Source organism: Streptomyces noursei ATCC 11455 (genome assembly GCF_001704275.1).
Lineage (GTDB): Bacteria > Actinomycetota > Actinomycetes > Streptomycetales > Streptomycetaceae > Streptomyces > Streptomyces noursei.
In genome coordinates, this window is sequence record NZ_CP011533.1 from 9,493,981 (window position 1) to 9,517,118 (window position 23,138).

Annotated in this window: 17 protein-coding genes, 3 tRNA genes and 3 pseudogenes; 18 read left to right on the forward strand and 5 right to left on the reverse strand. The window is 64.0% G+C overall.

Annotated elements, in window-relative coordinates; genetic code table 11:
* The first annotated feature begins 473 nt into the window (after positions 1-473).
* A complete protein-coding gene (locus SNOUR_RS44975; RefSeq protein WP_312635672.1) occupies positions 474-614 on the forward strand; it encodes a hypothetical protein in 141 nt (46 codons plus the stop codon).
* A gap of 24 nt (positions 615-638) precedes the next feature.
* Here the strand turns inward: SNOUR_RS44975 and SNOUR_RS40565 are convergent, their stop codons facing one another.
* The gene (locus tag SNOUR_RS40565; protein WP_159426054.1) at positions 639-1,487 is read right to left on the reverse strand and encodes an IS3 family transposase; all 849 of its coding nucleotides are present in this window, start codon (positions 1,485-1,487) and stop codon (positions 639-641) included.
* 258 nt (positions 1,488-1,745) lie between these two features.
* On the opposite strand from SNOUR_RS40565, the gene SNOUR_RS40570 reads away from it, so the two are divergent.
* Positions 1,746-2,570 (forward strand): IS5 family transposase, encoded by an 825-nt coding sequence (locus tag SNOUR_RS40570; RefSeq protein ID WP_067359184.1) that lies wholly within the window; start codon positions 1,746-1,748, stop codon positions 2,568-2,570.
* On the opposite strand, the pseudogene SNOUR_RS44980 reads toward SNOUR_RS40570, so the two are convergent.
* Positions 2,518-2,685: pseudogene (locus SNOUR_RS44980) on the reverse strand (IS5/IS1182 family transposase); the annotation flags it as partial. The gene SNOUR_RS40570 and the pseudogene SNOUR_RS44980 sit on opposite strands and share 53 nt — an antisense overlap.
* Before the next feature lie 187 nt (positions 2,686-2,872).
* Here SNOUR_RS44980 and SNOUR_RS40575 point away from each other — a divergent pair.
* From SNOUR_RS40575 to istB (SNOUR_RS40600), 6 genes and pseudogenes are all read left to right on the forward strand, one after another.
* On the forward strand, positions 2,873-4,456 hold the full coding sequence (locus SNOUR_RS40575) for an ISL3 family transposase (RefSeq protein WP_312631474.1): 1,584 nt from the start codon (positions 2,873-2,875) through the stop codon (positions 4,454-4,456).
* Between the two features lie 158 nt (positions 4,457-4,614).
* Positions 4,615-4,839: pseudogene (locus SNOUR_RS40580) on the forward strand (IS21 family transposase); the annotation flags it as partial.
* An 87-nt stretch (positions 4,840-4,926) separates the two neighbouring features.
* A complete protein-coding gene (gene istA / locus SNOUR_RS40585; RefSeq protein ID WP_067342985.1) occupies positions 4,927-6,174 on the forward strand; it encodes an IS21 family transposase in 1,248 nt (415 codons plus the stop codon).
* Positions 6,174-7,001, forward strand: coding sequence for an IS21-like element helper ATPase IstB (gene istB, locus SNOUR_RS40590; RefSeq protein ID WP_067342984.1), 828 nt, complete (start codon positions 6,174-6,176; stop codon positions 6,999-7,001). Before istA (SNOUR_RS40585) ends, istB (SNOUR_RS40590) begins: the two co-directional genes overlap by 1 nt.
* 40 nt (positions 7,002-7,041) lie before the next feature.
* Positions 7,042-8,412: pseudogene (istA, locus tag SNOUR_RS40595) on the forward strand (IS21 family transposase); the annotation flags it as partial.
* Positions 8,412-9,203, forward strand: coding sequence for an IS21-like element helper ATPase IstB (istB, locus tag SNOUR_RS40600; RefSeq protein ID WP_067342987.1), 792 nt, complete (start codon positions 8,412-8,414; stop codon positions 9,201-9,203). The pseudogene istA (SNOUR_RS40595) and the gene istB (SNOUR_RS40600), both read left to right, overlap by 1 nt.
* Positions 9,204-9,792: 589 nt before the next feature.
* On the opposite strand, the gene SNOUR_RS48875 is transcribed toward istB (SNOUR_RS40600), so the two are convergent.
* The 3 genes from SNOUR_RS48875 to SNOUR_RS46795 all read right to left on the reverse strand — a co-directional run bounded on the left by SNOUR_RS48875 (position 9,793) and on the right by SNOUR_RS46795 (position 11,363).
* Positions 9,793-10,101 carry an IS3 family transposase gene (locus SNOUR_RS48875; RefSeq protein WP_067357333.1) on the reverse strand — a complete coding sequence of 103 codons (309 nt, stop codon included), beginning with the start codon at positions 10,099-10,101 and terminating at the stop codon, positions 9,793-9,795.
* A gap of 103 nt (positions 10,102-10,204) precedes the next feature.
* Positions 10,205-10,639 (reverse strand): ImmA/IrrE family metallo-endopeptidase, encoded by a 435-nt coding sequence (locus SNOUR_RS46790; RefSeq protein WP_159426055.1) that lies wholly within the window; start codon positions 10,637-10,639, stop codon positions 10,205-10,207.
* A 145-nt stretch (positions 10,640-10,784) separates the two neighbouring features.
* Positions 10,785-11,363 (reverse strand): hypothetical protein, encoded by a 579-nt coding sequence (locus SNOUR_RS46795; RefSeq protein ID WP_159426056.1) that lies wholly within the window; start codon positions 11,361-11,363, stop codon positions 10,785-10,787.
* Between the two features lie 2,340 nt (positions 11,364-13,703).
* On the opposite strand from SNOUR_RS46795, the gene SNOUR_RS49405 reads away from it, so the two are divergent.
* The 10 genes from SNOUR_RS49405 to SNOUR_RS44085 all read left to right on the forward strand — a co-directional run bounded on the left by SNOUR_RS49405 (position 13,704) and on the right by SNOUR_RS44085 (position 23,049).
* Entirely contained in the window at positions 13,704-14,192 is a 489-nt protein-coding gene (locus tag SNOUR_RS49405) for a cytidine/deoxycytidylate deaminase family protein (protein WP_376738602.1), read from the forward strand.
* Positions 14,193-14,230: 38 nt separating this feature from the next.
* Positions 14,231-14,306 (forward strand) — tRNA-Leu (locus SNOUR_RS40615).
* 2,529 nt (positions 14,307-16,835) lie between these two features.
* Complete coding sequence (locus tag SNOUR_RS48880) at positions 16,836-16,967, forward strand: hypothetical protein (RefSeq protein WP_312635678.1); 132 nt, start codon at positions 16,836-16,838, stop codon at positions 16,965-16,967.
* Positions 16,958-17,353 (forward strand): WhiB family transcriptional regulator, encoded by a 396-nt coding sequence (locus SNOUR_RS44070; protein WP_079143250.1) that lies wholly within the window; start codon positions 16,958-16,960, stop codon positions 17,351-17,353. Before SNOUR_RS48880 ends, SNOUR_RS44070 begins: the two co-directional genes overlap by 10 nt.
* Before the next feature lie 16 nt (positions 17,354-17,369).
* Positions 17,370-17,453, forward strand: a tRNA-Leu gene (locus SNOUR_RS40625).
* Between the two features lie 69 nt (positions 17,454-17,522).
* Positions 17,523-17,596, forward strand: a tRNA-Ile gene (locus SNOUR_RS40630).
* A 457-nt stretch (positions 17,597-18,053) separates the two neighbouring features.
* Positions 18,054-18,875 carry an aldo/keto reductase gene (locus tag SNOUR_RS44075; RefSeq protein ID WP_312635681.1) on the forward strand — a complete coding sequence of 274 codons (822 nt, stop codon included), beginning with the start codon at positions 18,054-18,056 and terminating at the stop codon, positions 18,873-18,875.
* A 188-nt stretch (positions 18,876-19,063) separates the two neighbouring features.
* Positions 19,064-19,885 carry a S1 family serine peptidase gene (locus SNOUR_RS49410; protein WP_159426058.1) on the forward strand — a complete coding sequence of 274 codons (822 nt, stop codon included), beginning with the start codon at positions 19,064-19,066 and terminating at the stop codon, positions 19,883-19,885.
* Between the two features lie 435 nt (positions 19,886-20,320).
* Positions 20,321-21,667, forward strand: coding sequence for an LCP family protein (locus tag SNOUR_RS40635; protein WP_312636263.1), 1,347 nt, complete (start codon positions 20,321-20,323; stop codon positions 21,665-21,667).
* A gap of 263 nt (positions 21,668-21,930) precedes the next feature.
* Entirely contained in the window at positions 21,931-23,049 is a 1,119-nt protein-coding gene (locus SNOUR_RS44085; RefSeq protein WP_312636265.1) for a L,D-transpeptidase, read from the forward strand.
* Positions 23,050-23,138 lie beyond the last annotated feature (89 nt).

Here is a 23,138-nt window from a genome sequence, read left to right on the forward strand (position 1 = left end):
CGGCACTCCTCGAGTGGTACCTTCCCTGTCTCCCTGTCTCCCTGTCTCCCTGTCTCCCTGTCTCCCTGTCTCCCTGTCTCCCTGTCTCCCTGTCTCCCTGTCTCCCTGTCTCCCTGTCTCCCTGTCTCCCTGTCTCCCTGTCTCCCTGTCTGCAGCGAGACGCTTGCCTTTGGAGGAGGATATCTCCCCTCTCCACTTTCCATCCTTTTTGAGGGTGGGGCATTCCATTCCTGGCCGTCAGCCTTTCCGCAATCACCTGTAATTGGTGGTTTTCTGCTGATGTATGCGGGAATGTAACCCCCCAAGCATCGCCCCTCCGTTTCCCATATTTTTTCTGCGAGTTTCGGGGGGTCCTTCTCTTCTAGGCTGCCATGTTTGACTAGGTATATTGCGTCATCGAAAGCAACCCAGGAGTTGTCCGCCCTGTCGAAAATTCGACCGACATTTTTCCATCTTCGGTTATTGCGAGGATCGTGAAGGTCAACATCAAGGGCGAACGCGTCACCCTCGCCGAGGACGGCCCGCTCGGGCAGGCCCAGTGGGCCAAGACCCGCTACGGCATCGCCACTCAGACCCTGCCCAACGGCTACTGCGGAGTGCCTGTTCAGAAGTGAACCGCCCCGGGTTCGGTAGAGATCTCAGATTTTGGTTGTGACCTGGGGTTTCGTGGATTCCTTGTAGTGATTGGCCTCGTACTCGGCGGGTGGAACGTGCCCTATCTCACCGTGAAGTCTGCGGTGGTTGTACCAGTCGACCCACTCTGCGGTGGCCAACTCGGCCTGGGAGAGCGACTTCCAGGGCCGTCGGGGCTTGATCAGCTCGGTCTTGTACAAGCCGATCGTGCTCTCCATCAGGGCATTGTCGTAGGCGTCGCCGACCGATCCGATCGAGGCGGCGATGCCGGCGGCGTCCAGATGCTCGGCGAGCCGGAAGCTCGTATATTGCGACCCGGCGTCCGAGTGGTGGATCAACTCACCTGGCTGGACCGGGTGTTGGTCTCGGTCGCGTTGCCACACGGCCATCTCCAGGGCGTCCAGGACGAAGACCGTTTCCTTCACTGTGGCCGCGGACCAGCCGACGATCCGGCGGGAGAACGTGTCCACGACGAAGGCGACGTAGACGACACCGGCCCAGGTTTTCGCGTGGGTGAAGTCCGCCACCCAGCAGCGGTTCGGGGCAGCGGCGACGAAGTCGCGGTCCAGTAGGTCCGGCGCCCGGTCCACCTGCCCGCCGGGCAGCGTGGTGATCACGCGTCTGCCGCGGACCGCTCCGGCGATGCCGAGTTCGCGCATCAGGCGTTCGACGGTGCAGCGGGCCGCGCGGTGGCCCTGCCGGTTCAGCTCACGCCAGATCTTCCTCGCTCCGTAGACACGGTAGTTGGCTTCGAACCGAGAGGGCAGGCATCGCAACCGCCGCTGCACGGTCCGGGTCTCCTCCAAGACCGCATCGATGAGCTCGGCGGGAAGGTAGCGAATGAGCTCACCCAAGTACCCTGGCACGAAGACGAACTCGGCTCCATTGCCGGGTGGTTGAGACGCAGTAATGGCACACTGATCCAGCAACGGGACCTCGCACGACAGGACGATCTTGGTCCATCCCCTGCCCTACACGAGGGCCCGTTTCCTGTCTGGCCAACGCCTTCACAGGGCGGTTCGTGAGTTTTTGAGTGGTCCTGTCGTCGCCTGATGGTGTGGGTGCGGGCGGATTCCGCTGGTCCGCAGCCGGTGATCTGCTGGGGTGGCTGGGTGAGTGAACGCAAGCCGCACCCGAGCGACTTATCGGACGAGCAGTGGGCTCTGATCGACCCGGTGATCACCGTGTGGAAGGACCGGCATCGTTCGGTCAGCGGTCACCAGGGCGCCTATGCGATGCGGGAGATCGTGAACGCGATCCTCTACCAGAGCCGGACCGGCTGCCAGTGGGCCTACCTCCCGCACGACCTGCCGCCGAAGAGCGCGACGTACTACTACTTCGCAGTCTGGCGGGATGACGGAATAGACCAGGTCATCCATGAACTCCTGCGCTGCCAAGTCCGTGAGCGGGCCCGCCGATTAGAGGACCCGACCCTGGTGGTGCTGGATACCCAAAGTGTCCACGCGGCCGCCGGGGTCCCCGCCTCCACGACCGGCAGGGATCCGGCGAAGCGGGCGCCGGGCCGCAAGCGGGGCCCGGCCGTGGATGTGCTCGGCTTGGTCGTCGCTGTCACCGTCCTCGCCGCGAGCACGCACGACAACGCCGCGGGTCTCGCCCTGCTCGACCAAGTCGCCGAGAGCGCCGGCGGAACCGTCTGCAAGGCGCTGGTCGACCAGGGTTTCAAGAACCAGGTCGCCGCCCACGGCACCCGCCTGGGCATCGACGTCGAAACCGTCGAACGCAACCCGCAGGACAAGGGGTTCGTCCCGCAGCCGAAACGGTGGAGAGTCGAGCAGACCTACGGGACCCTCATACTGCACCGGCGCCTGGTCCGCGACTACGAGCACCGCCCGTCCTCGTCCGCCTCCCGTGTCTACTGGGGCCGCAGCCGAACACCAGGACCTGCACGAGCCTGTCGAAGACGGCACGGTCGCTGATGCGACGGCGATGACACCCCAGAGGATGAGCCGGGTCGAACACGCCGTGCACAGGCAGCAGTTCCCGGAATTGGTCCCACAGCGGTTCGATAAGCCATGATGGCAGCGCAGGCACGGAGCCCCCCACGATCACAGAGTGTAGGAACTCACATGATCGCGCAGCCCCGTGCCTGCACCCGCGTCCGACTCCTCACACACCGCCTATCCGCGCACGCTGTTGACGGCGGCCTCCGTAAGCGGCTCTGATCAACATTTCGGGATGACCGTGCGTAACTGATCTCCAACCCCCTTGTTGACCAGGTGTGTTAGGAGATCACATAGCCAAGACGCTGCTGCCGCACCTGGCCAGCGTCGCGATCGAGGACATACGAGCTGATGGTGGATGTATCTGTATCACTGCCTCGGCGGCTGCTCGCTCAGCCCAGTGCCCAGGCTGCGGGACGCACTCACAGCGAGTCCACGACCGATATCGTCGGCGGCTCGCTGACGTCGCGATCGGTGGACGGGCGACGACGATACATCTGACGGTTCGCCGGTTCCGGTGCGAGCAGTCGTCGTGCCCGCGCAGAACCTTCGTCGAGCAGGTCGACGGGCTCACCTTCCGCCACGGCCGCCGCAGCCAACTGCAGCAGGCGATGCTGATATCGATCGCACGCTGCCTGGCCGGTCGGGCCGGTGCCCGGCTCGCCGCCCTGCTGCACTGCGCGATCAGCCCGAACACCCTACTCAACCGTGTGCGGAGGCTGCCTGCCGAGCCGCCGGAGCGGAGCCCGCGGGTACTGGGCGTCGACGACTTCGCACTCAAGCGCGGTCACGTCTACGGCACCGTCCTCATCGACATCGAGACCGGCCGCGTCGTCGACGTCCTGCCCGACCGCACCGCCGAGACCTTCACCGCCTGGCTCGAAGAACATCCCGGCGCCGAGATCGTGTGCCGTGACCGCGCGAGCGCGTACGCGGAGGCGATCCGCACGGCCGCGCCGGATGCGGTCCAGATCGCAGATCGCTTTCACCTCTGGCAGAACCTGTGCAAGGCGGTTGAGAAGTGCGTCGTCGCCCACCGCTCCTGCCTCACTCCGGCCGAGGAGGCGAACCAGGACGCCCTGGTGGAACGGCCTGCCGAGCCGCCGGCGATCGAGGGCAAGCGGGCCGCGAACACACGCCGCAACTTCGCGGCGGTGCACGAGATGTACGACAAGGGCGTCGCCATCGAGGTGATCGCCAAGTCCCTGCGGATGGACCGCAAGACAGTCCGCAAGTACGCCCACGCGACAGTCGTCGAGGACCTGCTCTCGCCGCCGCGGCAGAGCCGACGGATGCTGCAGCCCTGGGCCGAGTACCTCAATATGCGCTGGCAGGAGGGGTGCACTGACAGCGGGCGCCTGTTCCGCGAGATTCAGGAACGCGGCTACCGCGGCAGCAGCCGCAGTGTCCGGCGCTGGCTCGAGCCGTTGCGCTCCGCCGAGTCGCCGACCCCGAAGAGGTCGGAGGCGCCCACGGTCCGGCAGGTCACCGGCTGGCTCACCTGTCACCCCGACAACCTCAGCTCCGGTCAGCAGCTCCGCCTCAAGCGCATCCTGGCCGATTGCCCTGAACTCGCCGATCTACGACGGCACATCGCGGCGTTCGCCGCGATGATGAAGAACCTCGACGGCCGTCTGCTGCCCCGCTGGATGAAGGCGGCCCAGGGCAGCGAGCTGCCACCCCTGCGCGGTTTCGCCCGCAACCTCAGCAAGGACCTCGACGCCGTCACCGCCGGCCTCACCCAGCCCTACTCCAGCGGCATGGTCGAGGGCCACGTGAACCGGGTGAAATACCTCAAACGTCAAGGGTATGGACGGGCCAACTTCGATCTCCTGCGGCGCCGTATTTTGCTCACACCGTGAGCCGATCACGCACGGTCATCCCGAAATGTTGATCAGAGCCCCGTAAGCTCCCCGGTGGCGGCCATATACGGCGCAATTTGTGGCCACGGGTTTCCCCGAGTACGGCCAGATTTCTCCCCGCTCGCCCCGAGTAGTCCCGCTCGGCGACGCTGGAGCGGGTGAAGAACAGCAGGGAGATCATGGAGATCCTTGAGGCATACGACCTCACAGGCAGTTACCGCGTCGCGGCCGAGCTGGCCGGGTGCGACCACCACACGGTGGCCCGTTATGTGAAGATGCGGGCGGCCGGCCAGCAGCCCGACAAGCGCCGGCAGCGGGCCCGGCAGATCGACGACTATCTGCCGAAGATCGAGGAACTGGTGGTTCTCGGCGTCGCTCGAATCCTGACCCTCTGACGGCGTATCAAATCTGACCCACTTGGTGATCTTCATCTGACCCTGGCCTTGGTGATCAAGGTCAGGAGGGAAGAGGTGATCCACGTGGAGGACTGGGCAGAGATCCGCCGACTGCACCGGGCCGAGCAGATGCCGATCCGGGCGATCGCCCGGCACCTGGGCATCTCGAAGAACACGGTGAAACGCGCGCTGGCGCACGACCGGCCGCCGAAGTACGAGCGTCCGGCGAAGGGCTCGGCGGTGGACGCGGTCGAGGTGCAGATCCGTGAGCTTTTGCGGGAGACGCCGACGATGCCTGCCACCGTGATCGCGGAGCGGATCGGTTGGCAGCGCGGGATGACCATCCTCAGGGAACGGGTGCGCGAGCTGCGGCCGGCGTATCTGCCGGTGGACCCGGTCTCGCGGACTACGTATCGGCCGGGCGAGCTGGCCCAGTGTGACCTGTGGTTTCCCGAGGCCGACATCCCGCTGGGCTATGGGCAGACAGGACGGCCGCCGGTTTTGGTGATGGTGTCCGGCTACTCGCGGATCATCGCCGCGAGGATGCTGCCCTCGCGCCGGAGTGGGGACCTGATCGACGGGCACTGGCGGCTGCTGACCGCCTGGGGAGCCGTCCCCAGGATGCTCGTCTGGGACAACGAGGCCGGCGTCGGCAAGGGCCGGGTCACCTCCGAGTTCGCCGCGTTCGCGGGCCTGCTGGCCACCAAGATCTACCTGTGTCGGCCCCGGGATCCAGAAGCGAAAGGGCTGGTCGAGCGGGCCAACGGCTATCTGGAGACCTCCTTCCTGCCGGGCCGTCACTTCACCGGCCCCGACGACTTCAACACACAGCTGGACGCCTGGCTGAAGGTCGCCAACCGGCGCGTCCACCGCACTTTGCAGGCCCGCCCGAGCGACCGGTGGGAGGCGGACCGGGCCGGGATGCTCGCACTGCCACCCGTTGACCCGCCGTCCTGGTGGCGGTTCCAGATCCGCCTGGGACGCGATCATTACGTCCGCGTCGACACCTGCGACTACTCCGTCGACCCCGCGGCGATCGGCCGGATGGTGACCGTGCTCTGCGACAACGACGAGGTCATCGTCCTGGCCCAGGGCGGCGAGATCGTGGCCCGGCATCCCCGCTGCTGGGCCCGCCACCAGACCCTCACCGACCCGCATCACGCCGCCGCCGGCGACGTGATGCGCCGCGAAGTACATCGACGGCACGGTGCTGCCTGCGCGGCAGCGGCCCCGGACGTGGTCGAGGTCGAACAGCGCGAGCTGGGCACCTATGACCGGCTCTTCACCGTCATCGACGGCGGCAACAACCAGGAGGCCGGCTGATGCCCGCCCGCGCCGCCACCGACGACGCCGCCCCCGCCACAAGTCGCCGAACCGGTCAGCAGACCGCGGCTGACCTGGCCTTCCTGGCCAGGGCGATGAAGGCCCCGGCACTGCTGGACGCCGCCGAACGGCTCGCCGAGCGGGCCCGCAAGGAGTCCTGGACGCATGCCGAATACCTCGTCGCCTGCCTCCAGCGGGAGGTCAGTGCCCGCGAGTCCCACGGCGGCGAGGCCCGCGTCCGCGCGGCCCGCTTCCCGGCGATCAAGACGGTCGAGGAGCTGGACGTCACCCATCTGCGCGGCATGACGCGCCAACAGCTCGCGCATCTGGGCACGTTGGACTTCATCACCGGAAAGGAGAACGCCGTTTTCCTGGGCCCGCCGGGCACCGGGAAGACACACCTGGCCATCGGTCTGGGAGTGCGGGCCTGCCAGGCCGGCCACCGGGTCGCCTTCGCCACCGCGTCCGAATGGGTCGACCGCCTGGCCGCCGCCCACCAGGCCGGACGCCTCCAGGTCGAGCTCACCAAGCTCGGCCGCTACCCACTGATCGTGATCGATGAAGTGGGCTACATCCCCTTCGAAGCCGAGGCGGCGAACCTGTTCTTCCAGCTGATCTCGAACAGATACGAACGCGCCTCGGTGATCGTGACCAGCAACAAGCCCTTCGGGCGCTGGGGAGAGGTCTTCGGCGACGAGACCGTCGCGGCCGCGATGATCGACCGCCTCGTCCACCACGCCGAGGTCCACTCATTCAAGGGCGACTCGTATCGCATGAAGGGACGCGAACTCGGACGCATCCCGCACGACACCACCGACAACGACTGAGCAACCGCAGCAGACACCACCTGGGTCAGGATTCAACCGACCAAAGTGGGTCAGAGTTCAGCCGCCGCCGACAGTGGTCCGCTCGCAGGGCAAGATCCGCGCGGACGTGGTCCACAAGAGGATCGCCGCGATGGGCTTCACCGGCGGGGAACGCACCACCCGCCGCACCGTTGCCGAGGCAAAAGCCCAGTTCAGGACAGGTCGGCGGCGGGTCTATCGGCCGTGGGTGACCGAGCCGGGGCTCTGGCTTCAGTACGACTTCGGCGACGGCCCGGTGGTCAAGGGCCGCAAGACCACGCTGTTCTGCGCATGGCTGGCCTGGTCGCGTTTCCGCGTCGTCATTCCGATCTGGGACAAGACGCTGCCAACGATCACCGCGTGTCTGGACACCACTTTCCGCAGGATCGGCGGCATCCCGGCCTACGTCCTGACGGACAACGAGAAGACGGTCACCACCGACCACGTCGCCGGGATCGCGGTCCGCAACTCAGAAGTCGTCGAGGTCGCCCGGCACTACGGCACGACGATCCGTACCTGTCTGCCGGCGGACCCGGAAACGAAGGGCGGTTCGGAGTCCACGGTGAAGATCGCGAATGCCGATCTGGTGCCCAGGGACGTCAATCTGCGCGAGCAGTACAAGACCTTCGGCGAGCTTGAGGCCGCCTGCCGACAGTTCTGCGAAGAGGTCAACTCCCGCACACACAAGGTGACTCGGCGCAAGCCGGTCGAGCGGCTCGCAGAAGAGCAGCATCGACTGCACCCGCTGCCGCGGCGGCCGTTCACCGCGGCGTTCGGCACCACCCGGCGGGTCTCCTGGGAGTCGACGATCTCGGTCGACGCGGTCCGCTACTCGGTCCCGCACGAGCTGATCGACACCCGGGTCTGGGCCCGTTTCCACGGGGACGAGCTGATCGTCACCGCCGTCGACGAGACGGGCTCGGCCCTTGAGGTCGCCCGCCATCCGCGCGGCGAGCCTGGCTCGCCGGTCCTGGAGGATGCCCACTATCCGCCGCGCGAGGACAAGGAAGCCGACCGCACTCCGAGGGCGACCTCCGCCGAGGAGGCTGCGTTTCTCCAGCTCGGCCCGGGTGCTGCGAGCTGGCTGATCGAGGCCGGGGCGGCCGGGGTTCGCCGGATCAAGGCGAAGATGGCCGAGGCCGTTGCCCTCTCGAAGCTCTACTCGATAGCGGAAGTTGACCGCGCGCTCGGCACCGCCGCGGTCACCGCCCGCTTCGCGGACAAGGACCTCATGTCGATCCTCGACTACCAGGCCGTCCACGGCCTGGCCGAGCCGGTCCGTCGCAGCGAGGCCCACTCGCTGCAGCCCGGCACCTCCGCCTGGTCCGCCCTCGGCGCCGCCGCCCCGAGCACTGCTGATCTTTCCGAGTACGACGAAAGCGACCACTTCTGATGGCCACCCCTCTTCGCACCGTTCCCGGCACGAACGGCGACCCGCTCGCCGAGGCCATCGAGCTGACCAAGCGACTCAAACTCCCGCACATCCGGCGGTCGTTGACCGACATCATCCCCACCGCGAAGGCCCAACGCTGGGATCCCGCCGAGGTCGTCCGCGTCCTGCTGGCCGAGGAAGCCGCCGGACGCGACCGGGCCAATCTCCACACCCGGCGCAAGCGGGCCGGGTTCCCCACCGGGAAGACCTTCGGGGACTGGCACGAGTCCAAGTCCTCCATACCCAGGACCACGCAGGACGCCCTGAAGAGCCTGGAATGGGTCGGCCGCCGGGAGAATTTTTGTATCTGTGGACCGTCGGGGACGGGAAAGTCACACTTCACTGAGGCGCTCGGGCAGACCGCGGTCGAGGCCGGCCTGACCGTCGCCTGGTTCACCATCGAGGACCTGGGCGCCCTGGTCCGCCGGCACCGCGCGGACGACTCCATCGCCCGGGCGCTGGCGAAGATTGTCCGCTCGGACCTGATCATCGTCGATGACATCGGGCTGCTGCCCGTCTCCGAGGACGCCGCCGAGGGCTTCTACCGCCTGGTGGATGCCGCATATGAACGGCGCTCGATCGCAGTTTCGAGCAATCTCCACCCGTCTGGATTCGACGAGATCATGCCCAAGACCTTGGCCACCGCGACCGTCGACCGGCTCCTCCATCACGCTCACGTCACGGTCACTCAGGGTGATTCGTTCAGGTTCACCGAGGCCACCACCGGAAAGGGAGTGAAGCCCTTCAGCTGATCCACACCGACCCAGGGCGGGGAGAACATCTGGCCGCGAGTGGGGCGACAATGCCTTCCACCAGCAGGGATGTCTCAAGGCCGCCAATGGGGACGACCAAGAGGCCGTTGACACGCTGTTAACTACGCGGCGTTGGACCCGAGCCGCATAGACGTGTTCAAACTCCCGGGTCAAGGCCCGTTTGCGGCGTGCCCTTATGCACGCCCAAGTCCCGCGCCACCTCTGCGGCCGGCTTCCCGGTCTCCAGCACGATCCGTACTGCACCCTCACCAAACGGTGCGTCATACGACCGTCGCTTCCCACCCATGTCCCTCAACTTCCCCTTCAGCCAGGCCTCCACGCTATGAGGGGAAGGCCGGTGGTCGGGGGTGCGGGCAGGTGGCTCTTGTGGCCTCCTGCCCTGGCGGCACCGCGCAGGCTCTTCCCGTCGACCGCCAGGCCGTGCAGCCAGCCCCAGCGGGGCTGTGTCGGTCCGCGAGTCAACGGCCGATCGCCCGATCCATGCATCGCCGTCGATTCTGGTCAGCAGCCGCCGGACCGTTCGGCGGGGCGTCGGCGTTGACGGGCACCCCGTCAACGGCCAGCTCCTTCACGAGCGGGTAGACCCTTTCCCCGGCAGATGCGCCTGCGACAGATAGGCCGCAGCCCGGCGCAGGACCTCGTTCTCCTGCTCCAGCAGCTTGATCCGCCGACGTGCTTCCCGCAGTTCCGCGCTCTCCTGGCTGGAGGTTCCGGGCTTGGTCCCGTCATCGGTGTCCGCCCGACGCATCCATTTCCACAACGTCATCGGGTGGACTCCGAAGTCGGTGGCCACCTGCTCCACCGTCACACCCGGGCCGCGGTTCCTCGCGACCCGCACGACGTCCTGGCGGAACTCTTCCGGGTAGGGCTTGGGCACAGCGACATCCTTCCCGCCCGCCCCACAGGGCAAGCCACTTTGGATGTCACCCGATCGTGCATCAGACCCTCAAGGGAAATGAGCTTGTGGGTAACCTTCCTGGTTAGAATCCGACGAAGTCGGTGCCTAGCCAGCGTTGTTCGTCGTGTTGTTCGGCTAGTAGGCGTGCGCGGAAGATGCGGGGTGTGGTTCCTAGTTCGCGTGCGACTGCGGTGGGGCGGAGTCCGGATTCGCGGGCGGCGGCTAGTTGGACGGCGCTGATGAGTTTGCGGGCGGCCCACATTTCTGCTGCGCGTTCTTGGGTGATGGATGCGATGGTTGTGACGCTGTCGTCTGCGTATGCGCATCGTTGGTGTTTGAGTGAGATGTGTGCTAGCTCGTGTGTGAGTGCGCAGCGTTTTTGGATGGGGTTGAGGCCGACGCTGCAATAGACCTTTCCGTGTTCCGCGTCCCAGGCGGCAAGGACGTCTTGGAGGGCTAGGTAGTGGATGGGGATGGAGAGTTTCTCCAGTTCCGCTTCAGGGTCAAACGTGGACACGTTGGGCTCCTGTCCTCCGTCAGGGTGGCTTTTTGAGGTATGCGTGTTACGGGATGAGGAAAAACCTTCTGGCCGGTGGAGAACAGGGGGCTCGCGGTGCGTTTCATGCTTTTTCACCGAGATTGACCAACCCCGAGATCCGGTTTCAGAGGTCTTCCTGTTGCTTCTTATCTGTGTGGGCCTGCCTCTGCTTCTCCTCGTGTCGGCGGATGGTTTCGAGGTCTGCTGAGGAGATCCGGCCGGTGCCGTCGGTGGAGTAGGCCACAAGGGCGTGGTCGTCGCGGTGCGGGGTGTGACCGGCGGGTGATGTCTGCCGGAGTGGGCGCAGGGGGCCGGTTGAGGGCGTCGATTTCAGTCGGTGTGCCGTGCCCGGGCGTGCGGCAGCGGCCAGGAGTGCGTCGACGACGCTGAGGACGACTTCGCGTTCACTGTGCGAGAGTCGGCTGGCGCGTGGTGGGAGAGTGAAGGGCTGTAGAGGACGTTCGCGGAAGATGCCTGCGGCTTTTTCGATGTGGGTGCGTGGTACGTCGAGGGCCAGGGCGAGGCCGTCCAGGGTTTCGTCTTCCAGCGCTCCGGTGTGTTGGCCGCGTGCGATGCGGCCGATCGTTCCGTGACTGATGTGTCCTTGGCTGCGTGCCGCCGCGGCGCGGTAGCTCAGAGGGCGGCGCGCGGAGCCGAGCTCGGCAAGTCGTGCCAGGACGAGCTTTTGCAGGTCATCTTCCATGCGGTTTCTCCTCGTGTCGGCTTCAGGGGGAACGGAGATAGAAGTCGCCCGACTCTGTCCACGGTGACGCCCGCAACCCGTCAGGATGGTTCACGGATGACGTTCCAGTTGCCGGCTCTGATGTGGTGATGCAGGATGAAGCTGCTAAGTCAACATTGGCTGCTGCAGGCCATCTCCACCCTTAGTCGCCTTGGGGGCGGGCTACTTCCGCCAGGTGGGACTCCGTAACCAACATCACCAGAAATGCTAATGGATAGCGATCTGTATTACATCGGTGACGCGGGTGTGTCGACGCGAAAGTCACTTCACGGATTGGTCGCACTCTCCGGAAGGTGTCCGCGCCGGCCTGAGCCGCCACATATCAGCGAGGACAGCGACATGGCCAAACCGCTCGGCACCGGCGCACCACTTGCGATCGTCACCGCATCGAAGCAGGTAACCCCACTACGTCCAACGTCAGGGACCGTACTGCCTGGGCTATCACGGCGCATCGACGTGAGCAACCGGGCAGACAAGGCGCGGGCTGGTCCCGGGCCTCCCACAGCGTCACATCCAGCATGCTGCACAGTGGACGAGTGCCTGCCGCCTTGTCGCCGTCACAGCACTATGCCGATAGACCTTCGCGTCCCACATGAAGGGCACCACGCGATTGGACTTACTGCCGCCGAGTTGCGCGCCGCACCATCCCGTGCCTCAGAACCGTCACGGAACACAGCGGAGACGCGATCCCGGCACAATGCAGCCCGTGCGCCCCAGATCGGACTGCTCGGTCTGGCTCAAGTCCGATAGGGCCTGGTGCGGCGCACGCTGTGCCTCTGATCCGTTGGAGGTTTTCATGCCGTCTTCCCCCATACACCGTCGCCGCCCAAGGCGACGTTGGCACCAGCCTTGTGGGCCCGGGAACATCGAATCCTGTATTGCCGATGCCCTGGCGACCTGGGATAACGCTGCTCTGCACTGGTCCGCGGTCGAGGACCAACTTGCGCATTGTGCTATCACCGCGCTGCGAAATTGGTGCCGCGACGGCAGCATTTACACGCGTGTGCGACGAGCATCTCGAAAACGCTTGCACCTGACTGGCGAGCAACTGTCCGACTCTGAAAGGCTGGACGAGCTCATCGGTACCATCGTCGCCGTATCCTTGCACCACTTTCGTCGCACGGCGCTCAACGACGCGGGATGGCCTCCGCGACACCACATCGACGTGCTTGCCCATTTCCTTGGGCACTGCCTGCTGACGTTCCCATCGGAACACCAACGCTGGGTCCGCACGGAGTTTCCCTCAAACGCCCCACCCATCGTGCCGCTCCACCACGCGGTGAATATCCCTGCCTCTGACCCGATGAGCCGACCTGCGGATCTGGCCATCGCCCTTAGCGGCCTTCACCGTTCGACGACCCCCCTGTGGGCATGGTCTTGCAGTTGCTTCCCGTGGACTTCGAACAAGCCGACAGATGATCGTGCAACGGCTGTCGGATCCTGGCAGATATCCCTGGCCCAGGACCATGCGCAGGGACATGCCGCCTGGATGCATCTGTTGGGATCACCATGGCCAGGTCACGACCTTCCGCATCCGCAATAGCTCTCACTGCAACATGCGCTGCCGATCATCCCTTAGACGGAGGCATGACCGATGGCTTCTTCCGTTACGGCAAATCCGCTCACTCGCCTACAACTACATCCTACGGTCCGCCAACCGAAAATCCTCGCACCCTACCTCGAAGAGGCTGAACACGGTCCATCATCGATTGCCGGTACGTCCGGCTGCTGCCAATTCCTTCAAGTCAGGGCAGGGCGTGCCGCCTTCGTGACCTCTACTGGGTGCACGATCGAGCATGACAGAGGATCCCCTCGCCGCGGCGCCACGAACCGCGACGCATCCGCGGCCGAACCTCGTGCCTGCCCTGCCTTCCAACACGCCCAAGGCCACAACCTTCGCCAGACACGGAAACGGGATGTTGTGACGTGGGGGGGAGCCGGTCAGCGTTGAGGGCCACCTCGCTGTGTTTTCCGCAGCAACCCAGCCGAGTCTTCCCCTCCAACCGCCCAAGAGCCGCTGGCAAGGCAGGCCCGGGGGCTCCCTCCGCCAGCACCTCGCCTTCGACTTTGGGCGTCCGACCACGTGGGTTTCGCTGTGCCACCCTCCACTTCGACGCCACTGCCACGCACAGCGGTCAGATGCTCAGGCAGCGTCCACTCGCCTGCGATCAGGCAACCTCTTTCATCCTGTCCCGGGAGGGTGATGAGTCACCGCGGCTCCTAGAAAGTGCTGGCATCCTCCCAGGCCAGCAGCTCGGCTACCCCGCAGCCGACCAAGTCGCTGACCTGCGGGTACGGAGGATGAAGAGACTCAGGAAGTCCCGTAGCCAAGAAAGGAACACTGTCGTGCCAGGGAACCCCGAAGCAGCACGCGCGTGTGGTGATCACGTATCGCAGAACGCATCACATCTCGATGTGGCTCTCGCAAGGCACAGTGGTCGTTGGGCGTTCCTCGCGATAGCGCTCAGGCACGCCCAACAATCCAGGTGCCGCTACCGTGTTGGCGCAGTCCTGGTCAAAGGCGGCCGGGTTCTGGCCCACGCCTGCAACAGGTACCGGAACTCTCCTGGGATCGACTTCCACCACGCCACCTTCCACGCGGAGGAGGTGCTGCTGCGCAGAGCACGGTGCCCCCGCGGGGCCGTGGTTTATGTCGCCCGCGTCAGCGCAACCGGTGCTCCCCGTATGGCACGCCCGTGCCCACGATGCCAAGGCGTTCTCGCTACTGGCGGCGTCATCCGGGCCCACTACACCACGCCCGCAGGTCCGGGCGCCCTGCGGCTCAACTGAGCCACAAGACCCGTGCCCATCAGCCGGCTCGAAGGTTTGGGGCATTAGCTCAGCCGGTGAGAGCAGGGATCCAGAATCCTCCGGTCGCGGATTCGAATCCCGCATGCCCCGCCAGGAACGTGCATCGCCAGACATTTTGCTCTCACCGAGAGGCTCTCTTGCCTAGGCTCCAGAGAGGACACTGATCACAGTGCACCAGGCCACCCCCATGACAGGCCCGGCCGACAGGGCCCGCCCCTTCTGGGGAACCAACAGGCTCCAGACACCGCAGTGGTCACCGCCTCACGAAAGCCGCAGCGCGCATACGGACTACGACGCCCCACGCATCGCTCTGGGCGTGGTACCCAGACTCAAAGTTGCCGGCACCTTCTCGTCCCACGGGCGATATCTACGCATCAACCTCCGGTGGGGTCCACACGGCAGCGTTCCATGTCGCTCCTCAATGCCTCGCCTACTGAGGCCAGAAGACCCCATCACCACCTCACTGAGGAGCGCTGCTACAGACACTGAGCCTCTTCAGCTTGGTCATGCAGGAGTGGCAGGAGCCCCGGGAGTTGACTCAGCTCTGATCTCGGGATTTGAGCCCTCAGCTAGCCGGTTTCTTTACTCTGTCGTCACTCGTTCGGTGGCCGAGGTGAAGAAGCTCACTTCCCCCTGCACCCGAACACCTGCTGTCCAAACAGTGTCCGCGCTTTTGGGGCAAGAACTGGTTGTGCCGCCCTCAGTCACGCCATGCCAGAGCAACCGATTCCAACAGGATGTATCCAGGAGTGGCCATGGAGCGGTACTGCATAATCTGCACGACCGCGCCCACGAGCAGCGACGACACCAGCATTTGCTTGGGATGCCAGCGCCGTCTTCGCGGTGCGCTCAACCGGTTTCCCCAGTTGTACGTCCAACTGTACGTCGAACTTCCCCGTGTCCCCCGCGGCAGCCTCAACCAGCCCCCCATTCGCACGCCTTGGAAGAGCAGGGAGAAAACCACGCCCTTGCGTCTGCCACTGCTGGACCATGCCCAGCGCTGCATCGATGTCCTGCGGGCGTGGGCCGCTTATGCGATACCCGACCTGGTGCCGGAGGAAGCCGTTCGGCCTGGCCGTCTCTTCCAAGACCTGTGCTACGCATTGGCCGCGGACCTGCCCACAGCCGTCACGAGCGTAGAGGGCGGGAGGCACGCCGACCGTACGTGGACGGCCTACATTGTTGCTCGCAGACTGCTGGGCGAGGCCGACCTCGCTCGTCAACTGTCGACTCCTTGCCCGAACTGCCAGATGCGCGCATTGCTGTCCATCGACAACTACATCGTGATCTGCCGAAGTTGCCGTGCCCACTGGCCGACCGAAACATGGCACGCCGCCACATGTCCCGGGCACATAGCGTGAGTGGTTTCAGGATGTTGCTGGACTCCCGGGCCCTGGGACAACAAGCCTTCCCTGCCCGCAGGGCCCACGTGCTGGGGCGACGAGTCGGTAGGGCTGTCCGCGGCCAATTGGCGGGGCCACCCCTTGGAACACATCGTCGCAACCGAGTCGATTCCGGGACCGTTCACTTCTGGTCTCCGCCCGGAAGACGCCACCAGCATCTGAAACCGACTTGGTACCGCAACAGTACCAGCCATCACGCAGCCTCCCCGGCCATGAGTACTTCAGGCTCGGACAAACCAACAGCCGGATCCTGTTTCCCTTCCTTCGGCTTGTCAGCCAGGGGGGAGCCGGCGACTAGCGTGCTGCGACAGGGGAGACTTGTCCCTGTGGGCCATCGATACCGAGAACGGGGGGCCTGGATAGGGGAAGTGCTTGCCTCCAGCTCACCCAGGGCAGGCAAGCTGCAGCCGAGAGACAACCAGACTGCCCCTCTTCACCCCGGCCTAGAGTCGTCACTGCCCGAACACACCATTTTAGCCGACGGCAGTCTCAGGTTCCCTTCGGCGAAATCCTACTTCGTACTCGCGCTGGCGCCGCACCGATACCTGGGATCACATCTTCCTGCTGCCCCAACTCCGCAGTACAAAACAAGGAAGGCATGGGCGTCCATGTGCCAGGGCGGCCCGGCGCCGGATCCTGGCCGGCGGGGTGCGGGGGAGTGGCAGCGAAGCAGCCTGATGGCAGGCAGAGCTTACTTTTTCGATTGGCCCTTGTGGGCCGCGATCAGTCAGGAGCCGAAATGCGTCACTGTCATGGAAACCCCCAGCCTCCACAGGTAACCCGGCACAGGCCAGGTGGGTACTTTCCCCAGCTCGACTGGCCAAGTACCACGTTGCTTCTCCTTCTTGTGGCGTTGTACCTGCTCAAGGAGCGTGGCGAACGATGCGCTGAACGTGTAGTGCAAGGGAGCTCCACCTTCTTCGCCGGCGTGGTACGTCTACCTCTCAGGTCCCGTGCAAATGCAGAGAGCGGAGCACACACACCGGACGCGGTGACAAGCAGTGGCGAGGGGACATCGAACGCGCCGGCAGCGGACTCTCCTGTCATGAGCAGGCACATAAGCAGTGAGCATGTACAGACGCAGCCCCTCCCAGAGTTTCCTGGTGAAGCATGCTTTGGCCCAGGCACGTCGAACGTCTGGGTACTGATGCTGAGGTTGCGGTTGGTGGCCCGTGGCTACGCAGAAGAGCAAAAGACGCGACTGGCAAACGACCCCGACTTGCACGCCTCCAGCGAGTGGGACGAAGACCTGCGGGTCTGCTGCACTCTCTTCCAACTGGACCACGGACTGCGCGGCAGCGAAGCAACCGGATACCCCACCGCACGCACCTGGCAGTTGCTATGGGCGTGACATCGGCGTGGGAACGCACCGCACGGACACGACGGCGTGACGACTCAGGAGGTGAACTGGACCCACAGTGGTGGATTCAGGCGCGATGCAAGCGACTGGAGTCTGACCTCTTCTTCGACTCCCGGCGGGAAACAGAAGCCCTGGAAGTGTGTAAGCCGTGCTCCGTGCGGACCGAGTGCCTGGCACAAGCATTGGACAAACGCACGGAATATGGAGTGTTCGGGGGCACGACCGCACTGTGGCGCAAGCAATTGTTGCTACGTCGTGCAGATGTAACGTCGTGGCACGCCTTCTTGAGCAAGGCACGTGCGAGGCACCGTCACCAACAACTGAGGCGATTCATAAACTTCAAGAACTCCCTGCACCATGCCCGCTCCTTGAGCTGAGCGACAAAATGCGTAAGGGCGAGTGGCGAAACAGGCAAACGCAGTGGACTTAAAATCCACCGCCCCCTGGGGCTTGTGGGTTCGAATCCCACCTCGCTCACGGGCCACGCCAGCTATCGCGTTGGCAAGTACGCCCTCATCGATCGACGCCGAGCATCCAACCCATCATGAGGTGTTAGCTCAGCTGGTCAGAGCAGGGGACTCATAATCCTCCGGTCGCAGGTTCAAGTCCTGCACACCTCACGAGCACCGGCCACGGACCGAAGGAGCGAACCTCTCACTAAGCCTCTTTCATCCTCCGCTCGATGCAACGCACAAACCACCTCTCAAAGACGGAAACACCGCCGCCCCTCATCCCCAGAGACCGAGGATGAGGCTACTCAGTCCGTGGCTGCCTGCAAGCGCAGCGTCGTGCAAGCTTCCATCCTCTACACGCTGTTTAGAAGATGGAAGCTCAGCGCAGATGAGCTCACATGAGTGCAGCAACACATTGCTGCATCCATGAGAGAGAACAGAGAAGGAAACCTTCTAAAAGGTTTGCTGGCACCCATCCGAAAGGCATCTGATGGTAGATTCGCTAGCTGCATTCTCAGACCGAACAGGCCTGGTCCCGGCACGCCGTTGCGGACGCAGCGGCCTTCACCTTCCGGCAGTCTCCTTGGCTCTGCGCAGGCACAACAACGCCTGGGGACACGCCGCCATGTTGCTACGGCAAGCTTTAGAGGTAGGCGTGACACACGTGGATATCGCGCCACCCTTCGGCGGGCCTGCAGCGATAGAAGAGCTCAGAAATGCCCTACACACCGTGCGTTTTCGAAGAGAGGAAGTAACGGTATCACTGCAGGTAGGCATCGGGACGCCCGGCCCCTTGTACGGCTTCGGCTCTCGCCAACGCGTGCTGTCGACGCTGGACGCCGTTCTGCAACGCACCGGACTGAACTTCGTCGACGTTCTGTACGCGCACCGGTTCGACCCAACAACCCCATTAGAAGAGACCGCCCAGGCCCTTGCATGGGCGGTTCAGCAGGGCAAGGCACTGTACGTCGGGCTCTCGGGATTCGCTCCGGCCGTACTACGGAAGTTGCTACCCCTCATGGAAGAACACGGAGCACGGGTAGTGGCGTGCCAGGTGGACTACTCCCTGCTGGATCGGTGGGCTGAAGACGGCGTCTTCGGATTGCTGGAACACTATGGCGTGGGGTGCGTAGCTACGAATCCGCTGGCTGGAGGAGACCTCGCTGTAACAGTTCCAGGCAGACCAGATGACCTGCAGATGCGTGAGGCCCTCACCCCTATCAGACACCAACTGACACGGGTAGCCGCTAAGAGGCAGCAAACACTGCCACAGATGGCGCTGAGCTGGTCCCTCAAAGACCCAAGAATCACCTCGGTGGCAGTGGAGGCGACGTCATGGAACGAGATGGAGGACTACTGCGCAGCAAGCCACACCACATACTTCGACCCAGAGGAACAAGCCACACTCAACACCATCTGCGAGGCAAAAGACGGGTTAGCCCGATGATTGGCCCGCTCCGCTGGCCGATCGGTCGAGAAAAGATAACGCGCTTCCTCGCTGAGACTTACCGCTCCGTGCATGGCAGCAGGAGCCAATGCACATGCCCATCTCCGGCCCCGCGCCGTACGATCATTACCCATGCTGTGTGTCTGGCGACTATCTTCGCACTGTCCACCGGGCAAGCGGCAGGAGCCATGCCTGTCACAACCACCTCAGCAACTTATCAACCTCGCCGCAGCGCTGCGATCGTCGGCGGCAGTCAGGCAGGAACTAACCGGTACCCCTTCATGGCTGCGCTCCTGGAGGGGACCGAGCACGACAACCAGCCTTTTTGCGGTGGCACCTTGGTGTCACCCTCCATCCTTATGACGGCTGCCCACTGCTTCACAGATCTCCAGCAGGATTCGATAAAGATCGCTGTGGGACGCACTGCTCTGTCCAACCCTAGGCAGGGCCAGATCCGTTCTGTGAGCCTCACGCACGTCGTGATACATCCCGGGTTCGTTCCGAAGACCTTCGCCTTCGACCTAGCGCTGATCGATCTGGGCAGTCCAGTCAAGGGAATCACTCCCGTGCGCCTGGCCCCGCTTACGAGTCGGCCAGCAGACCGGGCCAGTGGCACCGCGGTGGTCATCGGCTGGGGCACCACAGTTGACGGAGGCGAACGCGGACCGGACCGACTGCGTGAAGTGAAAGTACCGCTGCAGGGTAATTCCGCCTGCACGAAGGCTTACCCGAAATCCTATAGAGCCGGGCGGAATATCTGTGCGGGTGCCGTAAACCGGGACTCCTGCCAAGGCGACAGCGGAGGCCCCTTGCTCACAGCGGCCCCCAAAGGCACCTGGGTGCAAATCGGGATTGTATCTTACGGGGATGGGTGCGGCCGGGCAGGAAAACCTGGCGCGTACACCGCAGTGGACCCATCCTCGTTATGGACAACCTTGGCAAAGTCACCCCAGGGCCGCCGCATACTCACCCTGCTAACCCAGAAGCGGATCCTGAATCCACCCCCATGAGATAGAGCTTTGCGGCCGATACCCGAGTAGCTGAGATGCGACCCAAGCCATCCTTCCTGACGCGATCCCGCGAAGCATTAAGCCATCGCCCGCGTGATTCACTCCAAGCAAGAACCCACTAGTTAACCGTCCCACGGAGGCTCCATGCTTACAGCACTCACTGTGGCCTGTATTGGCTATGCAGCCAATACAGGCCTGCTCCTATGGAGACTTGCGGGACGCAGCGCCTGGCCCCTTCCATCGGTCACTGAGAGCTTGCGACCAGGCTCTCGAATATCTGCCTCCGGACTCATAACTGCTTGGCTACTAACGCGCGCACTGTCCCCGGGATGCGCTGGCCTAGGATTCACCGCCCCGTACGACCCTTGTGGTGATAGAGGGCTAGCACTGCGCGTCTCGAAGCTCACCTACCGAGCACTTGAGGTCGCGAAATTCCTGAACAACGGTCTACGGCGTCGGCCCCTGGCTGGCGGGGTGGTCGGCGTGCTCCTGCTGGGCACGGCCGGGACCGGCGTGTGGGTGTACCAGCACCTCAACGGCAACATCCACGGCGCGGACGTGAACAGCGAACTGGGCGGCGACCGGCCGGTCAACCTCAGCCCCGGCTCCAAGAACATCCTGGTCGTCGGCTCCGACAGCCGGGCCGGCACCGGCGGGAAGTACGGCAGCGGCCTGACCACCATGCAGTCGGACACGCTGATGGTGCTGCACATCTCCGCCGACCACAAATGGGCCACCGCGGTGTCCTTCCCGCGCGACTCCTGGGTGCCGATCCCCGCGTGCGACAAGGGCGACGGCACGCAGTCCGCCCCGCACCACTTCAAGATCAACGAGGCGTACACCATCGGTGGCCTCAGCGGAGACGTCGCCAAGGCGGCGGCGTGCAGCATCAAGACCGTCGAGAAGAACACCGGGCTGCGCATCGACCACTTCGTCTCGGTCGACTTCCAGGGCTTCAAGGGCATGGTCAACGCGCTCGGCGGCATCGAGGTCTGCCCCAAGCACGCCATCCACGACAAGAAGGCCCACCTCGACCTGGAGGCCGGCTGCCAGAACATCCAGGACGAGAAGGCGCTCGGCTACGTCCGCACCCGCTACAGCGTCGGCGACGGCTCCGACCTCGGCCGGATCGGCCGCCAGCAGGAGTTCATGAAGGCGCTGGGCAAGAAGGCGCAGGAGAAACTGACCAGCCCCACCGCTCTCTACGGCTTCCTCGACTCGGCGACCAAGTCGCTGACCACCGACACGGGCCTGGACAGCATCAACGCGCTCACCAGCCTTGCCTCGACGGTCAAGGACATCCCCTCCGACCGCCTCACCTTCCTCACCGTCCCCACCTATCCGCGTGAGGCGGACGTCCCCACCGACAAGGCCAACGTGGTCTGGCAGTATCCGCAGGCCGCCGAGCTGTTCGGCGACCTCGCCCACGACCGGGAGATCGGCGCCGCCGGGAAGCAGAAGTTCGCCGACGCCCAGAAGAACCCGGTGACCGCACGCTCCGTCCGGGTGCGGGTGCTCAACGGCACCGTCACCAAGGGCCTCGCCGCGGACGTCGCCCAGAAGCTGCGGCAGCTCGGCTTCACCGTCGTCTTCACCGACAACGGCCCGAGCACCGACACGACCACGGTCAGTTACCCGCCCGGCCTCAAGACCCAGGCCGAGGTGCTCGCCGGACGGCTGCCCGGCACCAAGACGAAGGAGTCGGCGCAGGCCGTGCCGGGTGCGGTGACGCTCACGATCAGACCGGACCTCTCGGGCTCACTCTCCCATCCTGAGCGTTGAAGTTAGAAGGCTCACGGCCGATTTCCTCTGGAAAGCTCGGAGTGGCGCTATATGTAGCCATATGGATGCCCTAAAATTCATCAACCGCCGTTCTTTGGCTCACTGCTATGAGGTAATTAATGCGTGCAGCTTAAGCCTTTGCTGCTTGCCAGCGCCTCCGTCGATTACAGCTATATGGTGCGAAAGGTCACTGATTTATGTGCGCTTACCGTGATCGCGATTCGTCATTCACGCGCCGCATTTTTTGCAACTTTCGCTTGATAATGTTGCTTGCGGCGGAGGTAGTGGTATTGGCCGCGTGTTCCCCGGACCTTAAGTCCATTGTTCCAGAACCTGTCGCTATCGTCGCCCCCGCCGACGGAACTCGGGATGTGAGGCCAGGGGAGCGAGTGTCGGTACAGGTCGCCAATGGGGCACTGACCAGTGTTAGTGTCAGCACTTTGGGCGGCACTCGAGTCCCCGGAACTCTCAAGGGTGGTCGCTTTTCCCCCGAACGCGAAGGATTCTTAGTCGGGACTACCTATAGGGTTACTGTAAAGGTCACGGGCGGCAGTGGTCGTGAGAATGTAAGAGTCACCTACTTCACCACTCTAGCTCCGAAGAAAGTCAACAGAATAGATGTCTTACCTAGAAGTAAAACGACCGTAGGAATTGGCCAGCCCGTCTCTCTGGCTTTTAATCACCCTGTCAAGGATAAAATGGCGGTTGAGCGCAGACTCAAAGTTGCCGATAGTAACAATACTGAAGGGTCGTGGGGTTGGGTCACCGAACCCATAACTGGCCGTGAACGCGTCGATTGGAGACCCAAGAAGTACTGGGCCCCCGGCACTAAAGTCACCCTCGATGCTGACCTCAATGGCGTCGACACCGGAAACGGGCGCTATCTCACGCGTTCCTACTCCACTGCCTTCACTATCGGTTCCAGTCATATTGCGAAGGTCGACCTCAATGCCCACACCCTTACTCTAATCAGCGATAGTCATAGGGTAAAGACCATACCCGTAACCGGCGGCGACGCGAACCATCGAACCTGGAGTGGGAAGATGACACTCATGTCGAAAGAAGGCGCCATTCGCATGAGTTCCCAGAGTGTTGGCCTAGGAAATGAGTATGACTTCATGGTGCAGCGCTCCATGCGTATGACCATCTCCGGAACCTATGCCCACCAGGCCGAGTGGGCCGAGGCAACAATTGGAGCCTCCAATACCAGTCATGGCTGCCTCGGAATGACGACCAAAGACGCCACTTGGTTCTACGGCCAGGCTCAAGTTGGCGACGTCTTCGAAGTGAGCAATGGCAGAGAGAGCGTAGAGCCTGGTAACGGATTTGGGGAGTGGAACCTGTCCTGGGAAGACTGGCAGGGTAGGTCCGCGCTGCACTGAGGCTCGGCGTTCCCTGAAACCCCTGCCCCGGCACCTATTGACCTTAACCTCGCGCTTTCACGAGGTGGGCTGTCCGGCTGGTGATCAAG

Coding starts and splice junctions, on each gene's coding strand:
- SNOUR_RS49410 (WP_159426058.1), top strand. CDS start 19,064: ATGCCTGTCACAACCACCTCAGCAACTTATCAACCTCGCCGCAGCGCT.
- SNOUR_RS44085 (WP_312636265.1), top strand. CDS start 21,931: ATGTTGCTTGCGGCGGAGGTAGTGGTATTGGCCGCGTGTTCCCCGGAC.
- istB (WP_067342984.1), top strand. CDS start 6,174: ATGCCCGCCCGCGCCGCCACCGACGACGCCGCCCCCGCCACAAGTCGC.
- SNOUR_RS44075 (WP_312635681.1), top strand. CDS start 18,054: ATGTTGCTACGGCAAGCTTTAGAGGTAGGCGTGACACACGTGGATATC.
- SNOUR_RS44070 (WP_079143250.1), top strand. CDS start 16,958: ATGGGCGTGACATCGGCGTGGGAACGCACCGCACGGACACGACGGCGT.
- SNOUR_RS46795 (WP_159426056.1), bottom strand. CDS start 11,363: ATGGAAGATGACCTGCAAAAGCTCGTCCTGGCACGACTTGCCGAGCTC.
- SNOUR_RS49405 (WP_376738602.1), top strand. CDS start 13,704: ATGAAGAGACTCAGGAAGTCCCGTAGCCAAGAAAGGAACACTGTCGTG.
- istB (WP_067342987.1), top strand. CDS start 8,412: ATGGCCACCCCTCTTCGCACCGTTCCCGGCACGAACGGCGACCCGCTC.